This window comes from Kitasatospora sp. NBC_01246, assembly GCF_036226505.1.
In the GTDB taxonomy this organism is placed as follows: domain Bacteria; phylum Actinomycetota; class Actinomycetes; order Streptomycetales; family Streptomycetaceae; genus Kitasatospora.
The window spans coordinates 7198847-7216501 of sequence record NZ_CP108484.1; the positions used below are offsets into that span (position 1 = coordinate 7198847).

Genomic DNA, 17655 nt, shown 5'->3' on the forward strand with positions numbered 1-17655 from the left:
CTCTGGCCGAGCGGCGGTTGGGCGTGTCAGAGTCGACCGGGCGCCGTCCGAGCAGGGCGGCCGCCACGCAATCCGACCCACCCTCAGCCGGAAAGCAGGCCCGCACCGATGACCCGCGAAGTGCCCTTCGTCCGTGTCGCCACCACCGATGCCGTCACCACGCTGACCCTCGACTCGCCGCACAACCGCAACGCGCTCTCCACCCGGCTGATGGCCGAGCTGACCGCCGCCCTGGCCGCCGCCGCGGCCGACCCGGACGTCCGCGCGGTGGTGCTCGGCCACACCGGCAAGGTGTTCTGCGCGGGCGCGGACCTCTCCGAGGCGACCGGTACGGACCCGACGGTGGGCCCGCGCGGCCTGGTGGACCTCCAGCGGGCCATCGTGGACTGCGCGAAGCCGGTGATCGCGGTGATCGACGGACACGTCCGGGCGGGCGGCCTCGGGCTGGTCGGCGCGGCCGACCTCGCCCTGGCCGGCCCGGCCGCCACCTTCGCGTTCACCGAGGTCCGGCTCGGCCTGGCACCCGCCGTCATCTCGCTGCCGCTGCGCCCCAAGCTGGACCCGCGCGCCGCCTCCCGCTACTACCTGACCGGCGAGGTCTTCGACGCCGCCGAGGCCGCCCGGATCGGGCTGATCACCGAGGCGACGGACTCCGCGGAGTCCACCGGAACCGCGCTGAAGGGCCTGCTGGACGCCCTGCGGCTCGGGTCGCCGCAGGGCCTCGCACAGTCCAAGCGGCTGGCCAACGCCGAGGTGGTGCGCTCCTTCGAACGGGACGCGGACGAGCTGGTCCAGCTCTCGGCGCGGCTGTTCGGCTCGGACGAGGCGCAGCAGGGCATGCGGGCGTTCCTGGAGAAGCGGCCCGCGCCCTGGGCGCGCTGAACCCCGGCCGGGGTCAGCTCCAGCGGACGACGGCCGTCTCCCGCCAGAGGTCCAGCAGCGCCCGGTCCCCGGTCAGCTCGACCCGCTCCGCGGGCAGCCGGTTCCAGAGCAGCAGGTAGAGGTCGCGGGCCGGGCCGCTGATCGTGAGGTCGGCCGGGCCCGCGGCCCCGGCCGCCCGGCGGGTGACGGTGAGCGGCTCCCGGCTGATGGTGAGCAGCCAGGAGCCGGGCCCGTCGGTCGGTATGCCGCCGGGTGCGGGGTCGGTGGGCCCGGCGCTCGGCGTGACGTCGCCGGGTGCGGGGTCGGTGGGCCGGATCAGCACGGTGCGCGGCTGTTCGCTGCGCACCCGGGCGCGGCCGCGGGACATGAAGCCCGCCAGCAACTCGTCGATCCCGTCCAGGGCCAGGCCGGTGGCGACCCGGGGGCCGTCCGCCCCGGCGGCCGCGTCCGCGTCGAAGCGGTGCACCGCGGTCTCGTGCGCCTGACGGCGGGCCCAGAACGCCAGCGGGGTCGGCGCGGGCAGGAAGCTCCAGCACTCCAGGTCGGCCGGGGCCGCCGCGAGCGCCGCCACCAGGGCGGCGTGGCCGGTCCGGAACCAGTCGACCAGCGCCGCGTCCGACGGCTCCGGTCCCCAGGCGGCGCGCTCGCCCTCGGCGTCCAGCGGCTCCCGGTGGCCGTCCCGCACGAGGGCGGTGGCCCAGCGGTGGACCTGGCCGGTGTGCAGGACGAGGTCGCGCAACTGCCAGTCGGGGCAGGTGGGGACGGGGGCGGCGAGGTCGGTGCGGGCGGCCGCGTCGGCCAGCAGGACGCCCTCGCGGCGCAGCGCGTCGATGTGCTCGATGATCTCCATGGTCGACGAGTGTCGCACCGCTCGCGGATTTCGGACACGGTACGGGCGCCCCTCCGGGACGGGTGTGATGTTGGCCGCCTCCTCGGTGACGGCGCCGGGGCGACCGGTAGCGTGGCGGCATGTCGATCACCAGTTCCCTGTTCTCCGCCGCCCGGGCGGGCAGCCGACGCGTCGCGGGCCGCCTCGTCCACCGGGGCTGGACGTGGGTTCAGCGGGCCGGTGCGGTGTCCAGCGAGAGCCCCGGTCCGTACCGGTTCGGCGAACTGGGCGCGGGGACGAAGCTGACCTTCCCGCTCGGGGCGATCTTCAACGAGCGGTGGATCACGATCGGCCCGTTCTCGATCATCGGCGAGCGCGTCACCATCAGCGCGGGCTTCCTGCCCGGCCTCGACCTCGGGCCGGACCCGATCGTGCGGATCGGCGGCGGCTGCGTGATAGGCCGTGACAGCCACATCGTCGGCCACCAGTCGATCGTGCTCGGCGACGACGTCTGGACCGGCCCGGGCGTCTACATATCCGACCAGGCCCACGAGTACCGCGCGACCGACCTGCCGATCGGCAAGCAGTGGCCGCGCAACGAACCGGTCGAGATCGGCGGCGGCAGCTGGATCGGCACCGGCGCCGTGATCCTCCCCGGCGCCCGGCTCGGCCGCAACGTGGTGGTCGCGGCCGGCTCGGTGGTGCGCGGTGAGATCCCCGACCACAGCGTGGTGGCCGGAGCCCCCGCGAAGATCGTCCGGCGCTGGACCGCCGAGGAGGGCTGGCAGCCGCCGTTCCGTACCGACCCGCCCAACCCCTTGCCGGACGGCATCACCGCCGACCAGCTGCGCGCGCTCGCCGGGTGGGACCTGCGGCTCCCCGGCGAGACGGGGGTGTGAGGCGGGGCGGTCGGCGGGGCCGAAGTCGGGCGGCGTCGGCGGGAACGGCGGGCTGGGGGTCGAGGGCTGAGGGCTGCGGCGTCGGCGTCCGGCGGGTCCGGCCGCCAGGCGGGCCCGGCCGGTCAGGCCGGCTCCTGGGCGCGCTCGGCGTCCCGGGCGGCGATGGCGGCGGTGATCCGGAGCAGGTCGGCGGGCCGGGTCGGGTCGAGGCCGGTGAGGACGGCCACCCGGCGCAGCCGGTAGTCGACCGTGTTCGGGTGCAGGTGCAGGGTGCGGGCCGTGTGGCGGCGGTTGAGGCCGCCGGCCAGGTGGGTGCGGAGCGTGGCGAGCAGTTCGCCGCCGTCCTCCAGAGGCGCGAGCAGTGAGGCGAGCCGGGATCTCGCCTGGCTCGGCCGGCTGAGCTGGTACTCCAGCAGGACGTCGTCCAGGCGGTGCAGCCCGGGCGGGCGGGCGAAGGCCCGCGCCACCTCCAGCACTTCGGTGGCGAGCACGGCCGCCGCCGCCACCCCGGCGGGTGCGGCGACGGCCGCCCCGGCCCGGACCGGGACCCCGGCGGCCCGGGCGGTGCCGGCCACGGTGTCCGCGAGGCGCTGCCACATGTCGGCCGGGACGGCGTCCGGCCGGCACTCCAGCGGGATCAGCACCGGGCCGCCCGAGGAGGAGAGCGCGGTGAGCGCCGACTGCCGGGTGCGGTGGTCGAGTTCGGTGCGCAGCCGGCGCAGCTTGCGGTGGCCGGCCACGGTCCGGTCGACGCCGGGCGCCCGCTCGTCGGGGTGGTCGGCGACGGCGAGGCAGAGCACGGCGTAGGAGGGCGGCAGCCGGATCCCGGCCCTGGTGGCGGTCTCCTCGGCGGGGGCGCCGTCGAGCAGCGCGGTGAGCAGGGCGAGGCGGGCGGCCCGCTGCTCGTCGGCGAGGGTGCGGCGTTCCTCGACGTACCCGGCGCCGGCGGCGGAGGTGGCCTGGCGGAGCTGGTCGAGCAGCAGCCGGTTGAGCACCAGCAGGTCGGCGGCGTCGTCGTCGTGGGCGTCCCTGGTCACCAGCTCCCAGCAGACCTCCATCCCGAGGTGGTGGGCGAGCAGGACGGCGTCCAGCGGCAGGCCCTCCTCCGCCCGCCGGGCGGCGGCCTCGCGGACGGAGGTGAACTCCTCGTCGTCGGCGGGGTTCCCGGTGCGGACGGCCTGGGCGAGGGCGCGGATCCGGCGTTCGGTGACCTGGCTGAGTTCGCCCGCCACCTGCTCGTGCGGCAGGCGGCGGTAGGTCGGCACCCGGGCGAGCAGGGTGGCGATGACGGCCTCGACCAACTCGGGTACGGCGCCGAGCAGCCGCTGGTCGGCGGGCACTCCGCCGATCAGCGGGATCCGCCAACCGGGGGCGCGAGCGGGTGAATTGTGACCGGTCACAGAAAACACCGTCCAGGTCTGGGGGACACCCAAGGGCCGGGCCGGAGGGGCGACCGCATGATGGAGGCACTCGGGTTACCTGTTGGTAACAAACTTCCGTTGTGGAGGCAACAGTTGAGAACCCCACTTCTCCGCTCCGCCGCCGGACCGGTACGCCGCAGACTCCTCGGAGCACTCGGCTCGGCCCTGCTGGCCGGTGCGCTGCTCGCCGGCGCCCCCGCCACCGCCGCACACGCCGCACCGGACGCGACCCCCACCGTGTCCGGCGTGGCGGCCCAACTGCCCCCCGACGGCGACTCGGTGGCCTCGCCGCCGGGTGCCAACGACTGGGCCTGCAAGCCGACGGCGGCCCACCCCGATCCGGTGGTCCTGGTGCACGGCACCTTCGCCAACCGCTACGAGAACTGGCTGGTGCTCTCGCCCCTGCTGAAGAGCCAGGGTTACTGCGTCTTCGCCCTGGACTACGGCATGGTCCCCGGCGTCACCTCCTCCGGCAGCGGCCTGGTGCTGCCGATCGGCGGGCTCGGTCCGGCCGCCGAGTCGGCCGCGCAACTCGGCCGCTTCGTCGACCTGGTGCGCGGCGCGACCGGCGCGGCGAAGGTCGACCTCGTCGGCCACTCGCAGGGCGGCATGCTCCCGAACTACTACGTGAAGTTCCTCGGGGGTGCGTCGAAGGTCGACAAGGTGATCGGCCTGGCGCCGTCCAACCACGGGACGACGCTCGACGGCATCGCCAACCTCGCCCCGTACCTCCCCCGGGTGGCCGAACTGATCTACACGGCCTGCCCGGCCTGCAAGGACCAGGTGGTGGACTCCGCCTTCAACCGGAAGATGGCGACGGTGGCGGACACCGTGCCCGGCGTCCGCTACACGGTGATCTCGACCGTGTACGACGAGGTCGTCACGCCGTACCGGACGCAGTTCCTCAGCGGCCCGAACGTGAACAACGTCGTCCTGCAGGACCGTTGCCCGCTCTCGCTCGCCGAGCACGTGGCCATCGCCTTCTCGCCGACCGCGTTGCACCTGGTCACCAACGCGCTCGACCCGGCCCACGCGTCCCCGGTGTACTGCGGCTGACGCGCCGTCCGGCCGCCGGGTGCGGCGGGTCGCCCGCACAGGAAGTCGGACCCGCCGGCTTCCTGTGCGGTGGTGTGTCCCGGGCGGGTGTGCCGTGCGGTGTCAGGCGGGCGGCGTGCGGAAGGTGACGGCGGCGGTCACGCCGTCGGGCCGGAGCTCGTACGGGCCGGGCCCGGCCGGCAGGGCGGCGTCGTAGCGGTCGAGCACGGTGTCGCCGACGGTGGCGCGGCCGGCCAGGCAGACCAGCAGGACGGTGCCACCGGCCGGGACGTCCACGGTGCGCGGCCCGGTGGTCAGCGCGAGGTCGGCGCTGGTGCGCCCGCGACGGGTCATCACGTTGAAGTCCACCACCGGGCCGCCGAGCAGTCGGCAGCCGGTGTCGGCCTCGCCGGAGAACGCGAACGGGCGGAACGGGGTGTCGACGAGGTGCTCGGCACCGTCGACGGTCAGGGCCATACCGGGGCCCTCGACCAGGGTGATCACCCGGTCGACGCCGGGGAACGCGGAGAACGGCCCGGCGGAGGCGACGTCGGCGAGGCTGACCCGCCAGTCGAAGGCGTCCAGCCCGGCCCCGGCGGGGAACCCGGCGACCTCCCTGGTCACCCCGCCCCCGTTCAGCCACGCCGTCGCCGGGCGCTCGTCCGCCCGCAGTACCTGGATCCGCCCGGTCGTCGTCATGGCCGCATCCTGTCACGGGGCGGGACGCGGGAGTGCGCCCGGAGGTCCGGGGCTGCCGGGGGCGCTCGCCGGGGGGAGTACGGGAGACCGCCGGTCCGCGGACCGGCGTGCGGGGGACCGCCGCCGAGGTGATCGGCCGGCCGTGGGTCGCCCCGGTGGGACCGTGGGTGGGTGGGTGGGTGGCGTGGTCGGTGGCCCCGACCGGGGGTGCGCTCGCGGGGGTGTGCCGCCGGTCCCGGCGGGGAGCCGGTGGGCACCCGGCCCGCCGGTCGGGAGCCCCGACCGGCGGGATGTGCCGCGGGCCGTCGTGTGGTGGCCGGTGGCGGGTGCGACGCGTGGTGGGGCGTCCTCACCGCCCGCCGTACCCGGCGACGGGCTCCGTCAGTGGGTGCGGCGGGCGGTGAGGGGGAGCAGGGCGGCGAGGACGGCGGCGAGCGCGACCGAGGTGAGGGCGAGCGGGAGTCCGACGGCGTCGGCGAGGAAGCCGATCACCGGCGGGCCGATCAGCATGCCGCCGTAGCCCAGGGTGGAGGCGAGCGCGACGCCCTGCGGGCCGCCGGTGGCGCCGGCCTGGGCGATGGCGAGCGGGAAGATGTTGGCCAGGCCGAGGCCGACCAGCACGAACCCGGACAGCGCGAGGGGTACCGAGGGCGCGAGTGCGGCCAGCAGCATGCCGGCCGCGGCGGTCAGGCCGCCGAGGACGATCACCCGGTTCTGGCCCAGCCTGATGGAGAGCCAGGTGCCGCCGACCCGGCCGCTGGTCATCGCGAAGGCGTACGCGGCGTACCCGGCGGCGGCCGTGCCGGCACTGGCGTGGACGTCGTCGGTGAGGTGCAGGGTGGTCCAGTCCGCGATGGCGCCCTCGCCGTAGGCGCAGCAGAGCGCGGTGAGGCCGAGCAGCAGGACGAGCAACCGGGCGTGCGGCACCCGGGCCGGCTCCTTGGGGGCGGCCGCAGCGGTGGGGGAGGTGGGCGAGGCGGAGGAGTCGGCCGCCCGGCCGGGGGCGACGAGCGGCGCGGCCGGGCCGCGGAGCAGGACGACGCCGGCGCCCGCCGTGACGGCCAGGCCCAGCAGGCCGCTCAGGGCGAGCGCCCACGTGGTGGTGAGGGTGCCGGCGAGCAGGCCGCCGACGCCCGCGCCGAGCAGGCCGCCGAGGCTGTACCCGGCGTGGAAGCTCGGCATCACCGGGCGGCGCAGCTGGGCCACCAGGTCGACGGCGGCGCTGTTCATCGCGACGTTGGCGCCGCCGTACCCCGCCCCGAAGAGCAGCAGGACGCCGCCGAGCGCCGCGACCGAGTGGGCGTGGGCGGGCAGCGGGACGGCGAGGCTGAGCAGCGCCAGCGAACCGACGGTGACCGGTCGCGAGCCGTACCGGAGGCAGAGCCGGCCGACCAGGGGCATGGTGGCGACGGCGCCGGCCGAGACGCAGAGCAGGGCGAGCCCGAGCGCGCTGTGGGAGGCGCTGACCTGGCTGCGGATGTCCGGGATGCGGACCACCCAGGCGGCGAAGAGGAAGCCGTCGACGGCGAAGAAAGCGGTGAGTGCGAGCCGTGCCGCGCCCCAGGGGGTGCCGGAAGCGGCCGGAGTGCTGCGAGACTGGAGGGACGGCCGGTCGACCCGGTCATGGACGTGGATTTTGTTTCGGAGCGGCACAAAGTAACAATAGGGCCGTGCAGCTCACTCCATCAAGTCCGAAGCCCGGCTCCGGGGCCGACCACGACGCCCAGCGTGACGCCCACCGCCGCTCGGCCCCCGACCGCGGTCGCACGCTGCTCGGCCCGGCGCTCTCGCTCATCCACACCGGCCAGACCCCCACCCGCTCGGCGCTCACCCGTGCGCTGGACGTCACCCGGGCCACCGCCGGAGCGGTCACCGCGGAGCTGGAGGCGCTCGGCCTGATCACCGTCGACTCCCGGCCGGCCGGCGGCGGCCGCGGCCGCCCGTCGCACCGGCTGGCCATCGACCCGGCCGGTCCGGTGGTGATCGCCGGCCAGATCCACGCCGACGGGCTGAGCGTCACCCTCGCCGGACTCGGCGGACTGCTCGATCCGCCCGTGCACCGGCCGCTGCCCGCCGCCACCGACCCGGTCCGGATGCTCCGCGCCGTGGCCGAGGCCGGCGCCGAACTGGCCCGCCACAGCAGCCGCCGCTGCCTCGGTGCCGCGCTCGCGCTGCCCAACCCGGTCACCGAGCCGGACGGCACCGCGCTCGCCGCCCTGCACTTCGCCTGGCCCAGCGGCACGCCCGTCGCCGACCTGTACGACGTCGAGGTCGGCCGCGCCGACAACGGCCCGCTCGCGCTGGACCCGCTGCCCACCGCGATCGCCAACGACGCCAACCTCGGCGCCCTCGCCGAGTACCGGCACGGCGCCGGCCGGGGCGCCCGCCATCTGCTGCTGGTCACCTCCGGCCACCGGGGCGTCGGTGGCGCGCTGGTGATCGACGGCCGCCTGCACACCGGGAGCGCCGGGCTGGCGCTGGAGGTCGGCCACCTCACCGTCGACCCGCAGGGCCGCCCCTGCCAGTGCGGCAACCGCGGCTGCCTCAACGCCGAGACCGACCCGGACGCGCTGTTCGCCGCCGCCGGGCTCACCCCCGACCCGGACCGCCCGCTGCTCGACCAGGCCGGCGAGCTCTGCCGGGCCGCCGCGACGGACGAGCGGGCCCGGGCGGCCGTCGAGCACGTCATCGACCGGCTCGGCCTCGGACTGGCCGGCGTCGCCAACATCCTCAACCCGGACCGGGTGGTGCTCAGCGGTCTGCACCTCGATCTGCTGGAGGCCGCGCCGGAGCGGCTGCGGGCGGTGGTCGCCGAGCGCAGCCTCTGGGGGCGCAGCGGCCGGGTGCCGATCGTGGGCGCCGAGCTGGCGCACGGCGCACTGGCGGGCGCGGCCGAGCTGGCGTGGCGGCCCTACCTCGCCGACCCGCAGTCGGTGCAGGCGGGGGCGTAGCAGGGCGGGCGGCGGCGGAGCGCGGCGAGGCCCGGTGGCCGTGGATAAGCGGAAGCTGGGGCTACGAAAACCGTCACTTATCGTGACTCTCGTACACTCGTAGTGAGCAACCGGGGGGTTCGAGCGAGGAGAGTGACCATGGGTGCGCAGCTGAGTGCCGAACGGACCGAGGATGTGGACCGCTCCGACGCGGCCTACCGCGGCTGGCTCAAGGAGGCGGTGCGCAAGGTCCACGCCGATGCCAACCGCTCGGCCGACACCCACCTGCTCCGGTTCCCGCTCCCCCTCGACTGGGGCATCGACCTCTACCTCAAGGACGAATCCACCCACCCCACCGGCTCGTTGAAGCACCGGCTGGCCCGCTCGCTGTTCCTGTACGGGCTCTGCAACGGCTGGATCCGGCCCGGCAAGCCGGTGATCGAGGCGTCCAGCGGCTCCACGGCCGTCTCCGAGGCCTACTTCGCCCAGCTCATCGGCGTGCCGTTCGTCGCGGTGATGGCCAAGTCCACCAGCCAGTCCAAGATCGACCTGATCGAGTTCCACGGCGGCGAGTGCCACCTGGTCGAGCGCTCCGACGAGGTGTACGCGGCCTCCGCCCGGCTCGCCGAGGAGACCGGCGGCCACTACATGGACCAGTTCACCTACGCGGAGCGGGCCACCGACTGGCGGGGCAACAACAACATCGCCGAGTCGATGTTCGCCCAGCTGCGCCTGGAGCCGCACCCGGAGCCGGCCTGGATCGTCGCGACCGCCGGGACGGGCGGGACCTCGGCGACCATCGCCCGGTACGTGCACTACATGCAGTACGACACCCGGATCTGCGTCGCCGATCCGGAGAACTCCTGTTTCTTCGAGGGCTGGGTCGGCCACGATCCGGACGCGGTCTGCGAGAGCGGCTCGCGGATCGAGGGGATCGGCCGGCCGCGGATGGAGCCGAGCTTCGTGCCCGGCGCGATCGACCGGATGATGAGGGTCCCGGACGCCGCCTCGATCGCGGCCGTGCGGGTGCTGGAGCAGGTGCTCGGCAAGAAGGCCGGCGCCTCCACCGGAACGGGGCTGTGGAGCGCGCTGAAGATCGTCGCCGAGATGCGGGCGGCCGGGGAGCGGGGGAGTGTGGTCACCCTGATCTGCGACCCGGGCGACCGCTACCTCGACAAGTACTACTCGGACGACTGGCTGGCCGGGGAGCGGATCGACATCGCGCCCCATCGGGCCCGGCTGGAGTCCTTCCTGGCCGGCGGGGCCTGGACCGGCTGACCCGCGGCGGGCGTCACCCCTGCCCCTGGCATCGCCGCGGGCGGGGGTGGCGCTGCTCCTTTCATGGCTCTATTGCCTAGCGCTGCTAGAGTCGATGTCATGTCAATCCAGGAGCGCCGCGGGCGCGAACGCGCCGAGCGGCACCAGCTGATCATTCGAACCGCCCGTGAGCTGGCGGAGTCCGAGGGCTGGGAGGCGGTGACGACCCGCCGGCTGGCCGAACGGATCGAGTACAGCCAGCCCGTGCTCTACAGCCACTTCGCCGGCAAGGACGCGATCGTGGCCGCCGTCGCGCTGGAGGGCTTCGCGGAACTCGCCGCCGAGCTGCGGGCGGTCACCCGCGGGGCGGACGGGCCGGCCGGGGCCTTCCGCGCCGTCGCGGGCCGCTACCTGGCATTCGCGGCGGCCAACCCGGCACTCTACGACGCGATGTTCGTGCTCGCGACGGACCTGCCCTTCGGCCGTCCGGACTCACCCGCCCCGCTGAAGGAGGCGTTCGCCGCCCTCGCCGGACCGGTCGCCGAGGTGGCCGGGGCCGAGGACCCGGAGCCCTTCACCGAGGTGGTCTGGGCGGCCCTGCACGGCCTGGCCACCCTCGCCCGGAGCGGCCGGCTCCGGCCGGACCACGCGGAGCCCCGCCTGGCGCTGCTGGTCGACCGGATGCTGGGCGACGAGGCGGCCGCGGAACGCGGCTGAGCGCGGCGACCGCGCGGGTGTCCACCTGCCCGGCGGACGCTGGTCAGGGCAGGCGGGCCGCCGGCAGGTCGGCGGGGACGAGCAGTTGCAGCTCCTCGGTCGACGGATCCGCGAGGTGGGCGACCCGCATGGCGTGCCGCTCCACCATCGTCTCGAAGACCTGCCGCGCGGTGCGCCCGTTGCCGAAGTTGGGGCCGCGCTCCAGCGTCCCGAAGTGCAGGAGCAGTGCGCCCTCGGTCGCCTCGGCCAGCGCGTACTCGTGCTCGGCGCACTGCGCGCGGGCGATCTCCAGCAACTCCTCCGCGGAGTAGTCGGGGAAGGTGATGGTGCGGGAGAACCTGGACGAGACACCGGGGTTGGCGGAGAGGAAGCGTTCCATCTCGGCGGTGTAACCGGCCACGATGACGACCACTTCGTCCCGGTGGTCCTCCATCAGTTTGACCAGGGTGTCGATCGCCTCCCGGCCGAAGTCCCGGGCCCCGTCCTCGGGTGCCAGCGCGTACGCCTCGTCGATGAAGAGCACGCCGCCGCGCGCCCGGTCGAAGGCGGCCGCGGTGCGGATCGCGGTGGAGCCGATGTGCTCGCCGACCAGGTCCACCCGGGCCACCTCGACCAGGTGCCCGCGCTGGAGCACCCCGAGCGAGGCCAGGATCTCGCCGTAGAGCCGGGCCACGGTGGTCTTGCCGGTGCCGGGGGCCCCCGTGAAGACGAGGTGGCGGCGGAGCGAGGGGGCCTTCAGCCCGGCCTGGCGGCGCCGGCGCCCGACCGCGATCAGGTCGATCAGGGTCCGGACCTCCTGCTTGACGGTGGCCAGGCCGACCAGCGCGTCGAGTTCGGCCAGCGCCTCGTCGGCCGGGCGGCAGTCCGGGATCGGCCCGATCGCCGAAGGCGCCGGCAACGCCGGTGCGGTGGCCGTCAGTTGGGCGGCCTGTGCGGTCCGTGCGGCGCGGGGGGCCGGCAGCTCGGCGGCCGGAGCGGCCGGGGCGACGTCGTCCGACGTGCAGGCCTCCACCACCGGGCCGGGTTCGGAGAACTCGAAGCCGGCCCGTTCGTTCTGCTCGGCCCGGCAGCGGGTCAGCACCGTGCGGCAGCCGTCGATGATGTGGAAGCCGAAGCCCTTGCCGTGCGAGACCCGGCAGTCCTCGAAGGTTCCCCGGCCCTGGGCGGAGACGTAGACGCCGGCGTCCGAGCTGGCCCGGACGGTGCAGTCGCGCAGGACCGGGTCGGCGCCCTTGGTGACGATCACGCCGGTCGCGACGTCGGAGATCTCGCAGTCGGTGAGCAGCCCGCCGCTGCCGTGGTCGCGGAACCAGAGCCCGGTGCCGGCCTCCTGGACCCGGCAGCCGCTCAGCGTCACCCCGGCGCCGCCGCTGACCGAGACGGCCGAGCTGCGGATCCGGCTGAACGAGCAGCCCTCGGCGGTGGCGGCGGAGTCGCGGTCGAGCACGAAGAGCGCGTCCGGCAGGTCGTGCAGCGAGCAGTCGGTGAGGGTCAGCCGGGCGCCGTCGCTGACCCAGAGGGCCGGGTACTCGCCGGTCGAGCTGTGGATCTCGCAGGATTCGGCGATGGCCTCGGTGCCCTGGTCCCAGACCGAGAGCGCACCGCGCCCGAAGTCCCGCACGGTGGTGCCGGCCAGCGTGAGCCGGGCCCGGCCGCGCAGGTCGGCGCCGTTCTCCGGCAGGTCGTGCACCCGGCAGCCGGTCAGGACGAGTTCGGCCTCGCTGTCCAGGGTGATCCCGTTGCCGGTGACCCGGTGGATGTCGCAGTCGACCAGCCGGCCGCCGGCGTGGGCCTCCGCCTGGACGCCGCTGCCGCGGATCTCGTAGATCTCGCAACCGGTCAGCTCGGCGGCGCTGCCCGGGTCGGTCAGGAGCACCCCGGCGCCGGTCGCGTGGTGGACCCGGCAGCGTTCCAACGCGGCCGTGGCCCCGCCGAGCACGGCCAGTCCGGCCTGTCCGGCGGCGGCGACCTCGCAGTCCTCGAAGGCCGCCGCGGTGCCCTCGCCGCGCAGCCGCAGGCCCAGCCCGGCGGGGTTGGCGACCACGCAGCCGCGCAGGGTGGGCCGGGCTCCGCCGGTGACCTCGACGCCGGTGGCCGAGCGGGTCTCCACCCGGCAGCCGCCGAGCGCGGGCGTCGCCTCCGGGCCGGTGATCAGCACGGCCGGGAGGGAGCTGTCGCTGCCCTCGATCACCAGGTCGCGGACGGTCGCGGCGGCCGTCACGGTCAGCGGGACACCGCTCGGGGGGTCGATCCGGACCGTGCCGGGGCCCTGCGCCGGGACGATCGTGACCGGCTTGTCCAGGACGAGGTTCTCCCGGTAGGTGCCGGGTCGGACGGTCACGGTGTCGCCCGGCTCGGCGGCCGCGAGGGCCTCCGTGAGGGTGTCGTACTCGCCGGCGCGGCGACGCCAGCGGGAGGCGCTGTCCTGGGTGACTCGGACCCTGTGCTCAGCCATGACGGTCTGTCGTCCCCACCTTCATCGAGCCGGCGATCCCATCGGGCCGCACGCGCGGGGTGCGCGGGTGGCCCGCCCACCGTAGCGCGCCCGCGACGGTGCTCCGGCCGCCGGCGGCCGGCCCCGGCCGGGGACCGTTCCGGGTTCCACACATGTTTCAACGAGCGCACACAGTCGGGGTTCCGAACGCGGCGCCGGCGCGGCCGTGTCCGGCGACGGCGCATCCGGGGCGCGGAGCGGCGCCCGGGGCGGCGACAGGGCGGTGTACGGAGGGCCGTTCGTGGCCAAGGCCGGGGCGGCCGGGCCCCCGGAGGGGCCGGCCCACCGGGCGACGGCCGCGCGGACCGCGGGTCCGCCGGCGGCGCGGGCGGGAGGGGCGCCCGCCGCTCGCGGGCGCCCCCGGCTCACACCCGTTCGTCCGCCGGCCAGTGCGCGCCGCCCTCCAGCAGCTCGACCTCGTCGCCGAGCCGGAGCGTGCCGAGCACGTCGCCCCCGACGCCGGCCGGGCGCTCGGGGATCAGGTTCTGCCCGAACGAGGCCTTCTTCAGCAGCCGGTGGTGCCGGGCCAGGGTGCGCAGCGGCTCGGGACCGCGCCGCTCGCCGCTCTCCTGGTCGGTGGTGGTGACCACGCAGCGCCCGCACGGCTTGACCACCTTGAAGGTCAACTCGCCGATCCGGATCCGGCGCCAGGCGTCCTCGGCCCACGGCTCGCTGCCGGAGACGACCACGTTGGGGCGGAACCGGGCCATCGGGAGCACATCGTGGCCCTCCGGGTGCTCCTGTGCGATCAGCGCGTTGAGCCGGTCCAGCGAAGCGGTGGTGGTGAGCAGCAGCGGGAAGCCGTCGGCCATCGAGACGGTGTCGCCGGGCCCGCCGAACTTCGGGTCGACCGGGCGGGCCCGGGGGTCGTCCAGGTGCACCAGCCGGTAGTCGCCGTTCAGCTGCTCGGCGATCCAGAGCTGGGCTTCCTTGGCGGCCTCGGCGGCGTGGAACCGGGTGCCCCAGACCTCGACCTCGGCGAGCGGGTCGCCGGCGGCGGCGCCGGGCGCCGGAACCTCGATCCGGGAGCCGCCGGGAGCGGTCAGCACCAGCGTGCCGTCGGCGGCCGGTTCGGCGCGGATCAGACCGACGGCGGTGTCGTCGCGCTGGCTGACGAAGCGCCCGGTGGCGTCCACCAGCATCCAGCGCCGGTCGCCGGCCAGCCCCCACGGCTCGACCTGGGCATGTTCGGGGCTCAGGCGGTACATCGACTTGACGGGGTGGATGTGGAGTCCGGTGAGCAGCATCCCCCCATCCTGCCAGCTCCCCCCGGGAGCCCGGCGTCCTGCCCTCCGCGGCCGCCCGGGGCCGGAACGCGCACGGACCGCCTGGACGCCGTGGGGTGGCGGTCCGGGCGGTCCGTGGATGACCCGTTTCTCCGTACGCCCGGCGCGGGATGACGTCGGGATCGTGCTCAGGTGCTGCGGGCGGGGGCCGGGTGGGGCCGGCCGGGGGTGTCGGTCAGTAGCCCTGCCCCTGGGGCTGGTAGCCCTGCTGGAACTGGGCGGGCTCGCCGTACGGGCCCGGACGCTGCGGCTGCATCGGGCGGACCGGAGCGACCGGGGTGACGGCCGGGCGCAGCTGCGCGCCGCCGAACCCCTGCTCGCCGCCCTGGCCCTGGAAGCCGCCACCGTTCTGGCCCGGGGCGCCGAAGGACTGCTGGCCGCCGAAGCTCTGCTGCCCGCCGAAGCTCTGCGGGCCGCCGTGCGGCTGACCGCCGCCGTGCGGCTGGCCGCCGAAGGAGCCGGGCGCGCCCATCGGCTGCGCGCCGAAGGTCTGCTGGCCGCCCTGGCCGGCCCCGACGAAGGTGTTCTGGCCGCCGAAGCTCTGGCCGCCGGAGGGCTGGAAGGCGCCGCCGCCGGTGGCCTGCGAGAAGCCGGGGGCGGGGGCCTGCGGCCGCTGCGCGGACAGGTACGGCTGGGGGGCGCCGTAGCCGGGGGCGGGCGGCTGGGGCGCGGAGGCGTACGCCGGTGCGGGCTGCGCCGGGATGTACGCCGTGGTGGGGCCGGCGGAGGGAGCGCTGCTCGGGCCGGGGCCCAGGGCGAGGCGCGCGGGCGGCAGCGCGGGGAGGTTGCTGCCGGGGGTGTCGTACCCGGTCGCGTACCGGTTCTCGTAGGACTGGCCGAGGCTTGATCCGTAACCGGACGACAGTGCCGGCGGCAGGGCGGCCGGCACGTTGATGGGCGCGATCTGCGGGACACCGCGCTCTGCGACGAGGCTGTCGTAGATGGGCGTGCCGGAGGAGAAGGACGGAGGGGGGTAGCCGACTCCGTCGTAGGAGCGGGGCGAGGTCATGGGCCATACGGTAAGCCCACAATGCGCCTGCTGAGGAGAGTGGGAGGGCGAGCAGTTCGAGTGTTTACACAGTCTTCGCTCGCACAAAAGTTTCGAAAGTGCGAAGAACGGACATTCCGGCGACGACTTCCGGCCAGCTTCGGACCGGGGTGCGCGGTCGAACAGAGCCCGGACTGGGCTGGTGAAGCCCCGTGCGGTGACGGGCCGGTGGACGGTTCCGGGCCGGGCGAAGAAACTTTTGCGGTCAGGGCGTGCGCCGGCGCATTCAAGCCCCCGCCGACTGCGCGGCGAGGGCTCGTGAATGTTTCGGGGATAAAGTCACGGTGAGAGCCGCCGGGCGTGGCAGAACCCGAGGTCAGCGCACCTGGAGCGGCTCCGCCACGGACTGCGCCGGGAAGCCCGGCCGACCGGCCACCTCGGAGGTGCAGAACGAGCAGCGCACCGCCGCCGCCGGGATCGGGCTCAGGCACTCCGGGCAGTCCGCCTTGGCCACCGGGGCGGGCTTGGCGCCGTCCAGCCGGGCCTGCAGCCGGCCGACCGGGACCACCACGATGAAGTAGATCACCGCGGCCACCAGCACGAAGCTGATCAGCGCGTTCACGAAGACGCCGTACGGGAAGTTCGTCCCGGCCACCGCGAAGGTCTTCTGCGTGAAGTCGCCGACGGCGCCGCTCGCGACCCCGATGAGCGGGGTGAGGAACGCCGTGACGAACCCGGTGACGACAGCGGTGAACGCCGCACCGATGACGATGCCGACCGCGAGGTCCACGACGTTTCCGCGCAGCAGGAAGCTGCGGAATCCCTTGAGCACCGGGTGACTCCAAATCCGTACGGGGGAGGGTGAGATGGGGCCGCGGGCCCCGGCCGGACATCCTGCCGACCGGGCGGGGCCGCGGTCCAACCGCGTTCACCCGATCCGCCTAACGGGACGCGGCCCGGTCAGGCGGCGCGCAGACGCTCCGCGTACGGCTGGATCCGGACTACCGCTCCGGCGATCCGGCGTACCGTGGGCGCGTCCATCTGGGTCCAGAGCGGCACCGTCAGCACCGAGTCCGCCAGCCGGTCGGTCAGCGGGAGCGACTCGGCCTGGCCGAGGTGGGCGTAGGCCCGCTGGCGCTGCACCGGCGGGTGGAAGTAGCGGCGCGAGTCGATGCCCTCCGCCCTGAGCGCGTCGGCGAGTTGGCGCGTGCTGAGCCCGAACGCCGCGGCGTCCAGGACGAGCGTGAGGTCCTTGAAGGTGGACACGTCGCCGTCCTCCGGCAGGGCCAGCCGCAGCCCCGGCAGTCCGGCGGTCACGGCGGCGAACTCGGCGACGAGTGTGCCCCGGTGGACCACCCGTTCGGGCAGCCCGGCCAGCCAGTTGAGACCGACGGCGGCGTGCAGCTCGCTCATTCGGGCATTCAGGCCGGGGAACAGCGTGTCGTAGTCGCCCGGGTTGCCGTAGTCGCGGGCGGTGCGCAGCCGTCCGGCGAGCGCGGCGTCCCGGGTGGCGACCAGGCCGCCCTCACCGGCCACCGCGACCTTGGTGGGGCTCATCGAGAACACCTCGGCGTAGCCGAAGTTGCCGATCGGCACACCGCGGCGGCTGCTGCCGAAGCCGTGCGCGGAGTCGTACACCAGCGGCACGCCGGCCGCGTCGGCGACCTCCTGGAGGCGCTCCACCTGGCAGGGCGTGCCGTACACGTGGGTGGCCATCAGCGCGGCCGGGCGGTCGGCGGCGGCGAGCCGGGCGGCGGCGTCCTCGGGGTCCAGGGTGATGTCGCGCTCACGGGCCTCGGCGAACACCGGGGTGCCGCCGGCCCAGTGCGCGGCGTGGGCGGTGGCGGAGAAGGTGAAGCCGGGCATCACCACCGGGCGGCCGTCGGCCACACCGGCCGCCTGGAGCACCAGCATCAGGCCGGCGGTGCAGTTGGAGACGGCCACCACGTGCGGCACGTCCAGCAGTTCGGCGGCGGCCTCCTCCAGCTCGGCGACGGTACGGCCGTTGGTCAGTTGCCCGCTGTCCAGGACGGCGCCGAGCCGCTCCAGCAGGGTGGCGCGGTCCGGGACCTGGACGCGGGTGAGCGGGAGCCCCTCCGGGAAGGCGGGCGTGCCGCCGAGGGCGGCGGGCAGGGCAAGGGTGTCGGTGGTCATCAGATACCTCCGTGGGTAGTCCGGTGCTCGCCAGTGGCGGGGGAGTGCGAACGGGCGGTGGTGT

General features: G+C 75.2%; 14 protein-coding genes and 1 pseudogene. 6 read left to right on the forward strand and 9 right to left on the reverse strand.

Translation table 11 applies throughout. The annotated features are described in order from the left end of the window. Nucleotides 1–108: 108 nt before the first annotated feature. Nucleotides 109–882, forward strand: coding sequence for an enoyl-CoA hydratase family protein (locus tag OG618_RS30545; RefSeq protein ID WP_329490798.1), 774 nt, complete (start codon nucleotides 109–111; stop codon nucleotides 880–882). A gap of 13 nt (nucleotides 883–895) precedes the next feature. Here OG618_RS30545 and OG618_RS30550 read toward each other — a convergent pair whose 3' ends face one another. Further along, nucleotides 896–1732, reverse strand: a complete 837-nt coding sequence (locus OG618_RS30550) for a maleylpyruvate isomerase N-terminal domain-containing protein (protein WP_329490799.1) — start codon at nucleotides 1730–1732, stop codon at nucleotides 896–898. Nucleotides 1733–1851: 119 nt separating this feature from the next. Between OG618_RS30550 and OG618_RS30555 the strand changes: the two genes are divergently transcribed. Then, nucleotides 1852–2610 (forward strand): acyltransferase, encoded by a 759-nt coding sequence (locus OG618_RS30555; protein ID WP_329490800.1) that lies wholly within the window; start codon nucleotides 1852–1854, stop codon nucleotides 2608–2610. Nucleotides 2611–2732: 122 nt separating this feature from the next. On the opposite strand, the gene OG618_RS30560 is transcribed toward OG618_RS30555, so the two are convergent. Further along, complete coding sequence (locus OG618_RS30560; protein ID WP_329490801.1) at nucleotides 2733–4010, reverse strand: helix-turn-helix domain-containing protein; 1278 nt, start codon at nucleotides 4008–4010, stop codon at nucleotides 2733–2735. A 114-nt stretch (nucleotides 4011–4124) separates the two neighbouring features. Between OG618_RS30560 and OG618_RS30565 the strand changes: the two genes are divergently transcribed. After that, entirely contained in the window at nucleotides 4125–5087 is a 963-nt protein-coding gene (locus OG618_RS30565; RefSeq protein ID WP_329490802.1) for an esterase/lipase family protein, read from the forward strand. A 102-nt stretch (nucleotides 5088–5189) separates the two neighbouring features. On the opposite strand, the gene OG618_RS30570 is transcribed toward OG618_RS30565, so the two are convergent. Both OG618_RS30570 and OG618_RS30575 read right to left on the reverse strand, forming a co-directional pair. After that, on the reverse strand, nucleotides 5190–5765 hold the full coding sequence (locus OG618_RS30570; RefSeq protein ID WP_329490803.1) for a HutD/Ves family protein: 576 nt from the start codon (nucleotides 5763–5765) through the stop codon (nucleotides 5190–5192). A gap of 381 nt (nucleotides 5766–6146) precedes the next feature. Then, complete coding sequence (locus OG618_RS30575; protein WP_329490804.1) at nucleotides 6147–7418, reverse strand: MFS transporter; 1272 nt, start codon at nucleotides 7416–7418, stop codon at nucleotides 6147–6149. A 116-nt stretch (nucleotides 7419–7534) separates the two neighbouring features. Here OG618_RS30575 and OG618_RS30580 point away from each other — a divergent pair, with 116 nt between their 5' ends. The 3 genes from OG618_RS30580 to OG618_RS30590 all read left to right on the forward strand — a co-directional run bounded on the left by OG618_RS30580 (nucleotide 7535) and on the right by OG618_RS30590 (nucleotide 10669). Next, nucleotides 7535–8716 (forward strand): ROK family protein, encoded by a 1182-nt coding sequence (locus OG618_RS30580; protein WP_329492355.1) that lies wholly within the window; start codon nucleotides 7535–7537, stop codon nucleotides 8714–8716. Nucleotides 8717–8854: 138 nt separating this feature from the next. After that, nucleotides 8855–9973 (forward strand): PLP-dependent cysteine synthase family protein, encoded by a 1119-nt coding sequence (locus OG618_RS30585; protein WP_329490805.1) that lies wholly within the window; start codon nucleotides 8855–8857, stop codon nucleotides 9971–9973. A 99-nt stretch (nucleotides 9974–10072) separates the two neighbouring features. Next, a complete protein-coding gene (locus OG618_RS30590; RefSeq protein ID WP_329490806.1) occupies nucleotides 10073–10669 on the forward strand; it encodes a TetR/AcrR family transcriptional regulator in 597 nt (198 codons plus the stop codon). A gap of 43 nt (nucleotides 10670–10712) precedes the next feature. Here the strand turns inward: OG618_RS30590 and OG618_RS30595 are convergent, their stop codons facing one another. The 5 genes and pseudogenes from OG618_RS30595 to OG618_RS30615 form a co-directional block, all read right to left on the reverse strand. Further along, nucleotides 10713–13124: a right-handed parallel beta-helix repeat-containing protein gene (locus tag OG618_RS30595; protein ID WP_329490807.1), complete on the reverse strand. Its 2412-nt coding sequence runs from the start codon at nucleotides 13122–13124 to the stop codon at nucleotides 10713–10715. 404 nt (nucleotides 13125–13528) lie between these two features. Further along, complete coding sequence (locus tag OG618_RS30600; RefSeq protein WP_329490808.1) at nucleotides 13529–14410, reverse strand: MOSC domain-containing protein; 882 nt, start codon at nucleotides 14408–14410, stop codon at nucleotides 13529–13531. A gap of 667 nt (nucleotides 14411–15077) precedes the next feature. Then, nucleotides 15078–15458 (reverse strand): annotated as a pseudogene (locus tag OG618_RS30605) (DUF6643 family protein); the annotation flags it as partial. 355 nt (nucleotides 15459–15813) lie between these two features. Continuing rightward, nucleotides 15814–16269, reverse strand: coding sequence for a large conductance mechanosensitive channel protein MscL (mscL, locus tag OG618_RS30610; protein ID WP_329490809.1), 456 nt, complete (start codon nucleotides 16267–16269; stop codon nucleotides 15814–15816). A 128-nt stretch (nucleotides 16270–16397) separates the two neighbouring features. Beyond that, entirely contained in the window at nucleotides 16398–17591 is a 1194-nt protein-coding gene (locus tag OG618_RS30615; protein ID WP_329490810.1) for a DegT/DnrJ/EryC1/StrS family aminotransferase, read from the reverse strand. Nucleotides 17592–17655 lie beyond the last annotated feature (64 nt).

Excerpts from the sequence above, each read along its gene's own strand:
- OG618_RS30595 (WP_329490807.1), bottom strand. The coding sequence starts at position 13,124 with ATGGCTGAGCACAGGGTCCGAGTCACCCAGGACAGCGCCTCCCGCTGG.
- OG618_RS30570 (WP_329490803.1), bottom strand. The coding sequence starts at position 5,765 with ATGACGACGACCGGGCGGATCCAGGTACTGCGGGCGGACGAGCGCCCG.
- OG618_RS30545 (WP_329490798.1), top strand. The coding sequence starts at position 109 with ATGACCCGCGAAGTGCCCTTCGTCCGTGTCGCCACCACCGATGCCGTC.
- OG618_RS30550 (WP_329490799.1), bottom strand. The coding sequence starts at position 1,732 with ATGGAGATCATCGAGCACATCGACGCGCTGCGCCGCGAGGGCGTCCTG.
- OG618_RS30590 (WP_329490806.1), top strand. The coding sequence starts at position 10,073 with ATGTCAATCCAGGAGCGCCGCGGGCGCGAACGCGCCGAGCGGCACCAG.
- OG618_RS30585 (WP_329490805.1), top strand. The coding sequence starts at position 8,855 with ATGGGTGCGCAGCTGAGTGCCGAACGGACCGAGGATGTGGACCGCTCC.
- OG618_RS30555 (WP_329490800.1), top strand. The coding sequence starts at position 1,852 with ATGTCGATCACCAGTTCCCTGTTCTCCGCCGCCCGGGCGGGCAGCCGA.
- OG618_RS30600 (WP_329490808.1), bottom strand. The coding sequence starts at position 14,410 with ATGCTGCTCACCGGACTCCACATCCACCCCGTCAAGTCGATGTACCGC.
- OG618_RS30615 (WP_329490810.1), bottom strand. The coding sequence starts at position 17,591 with ATGACCACCGACACCCTTGCCCTGCCCGCCGCCCTCGGCGGCACGCCC.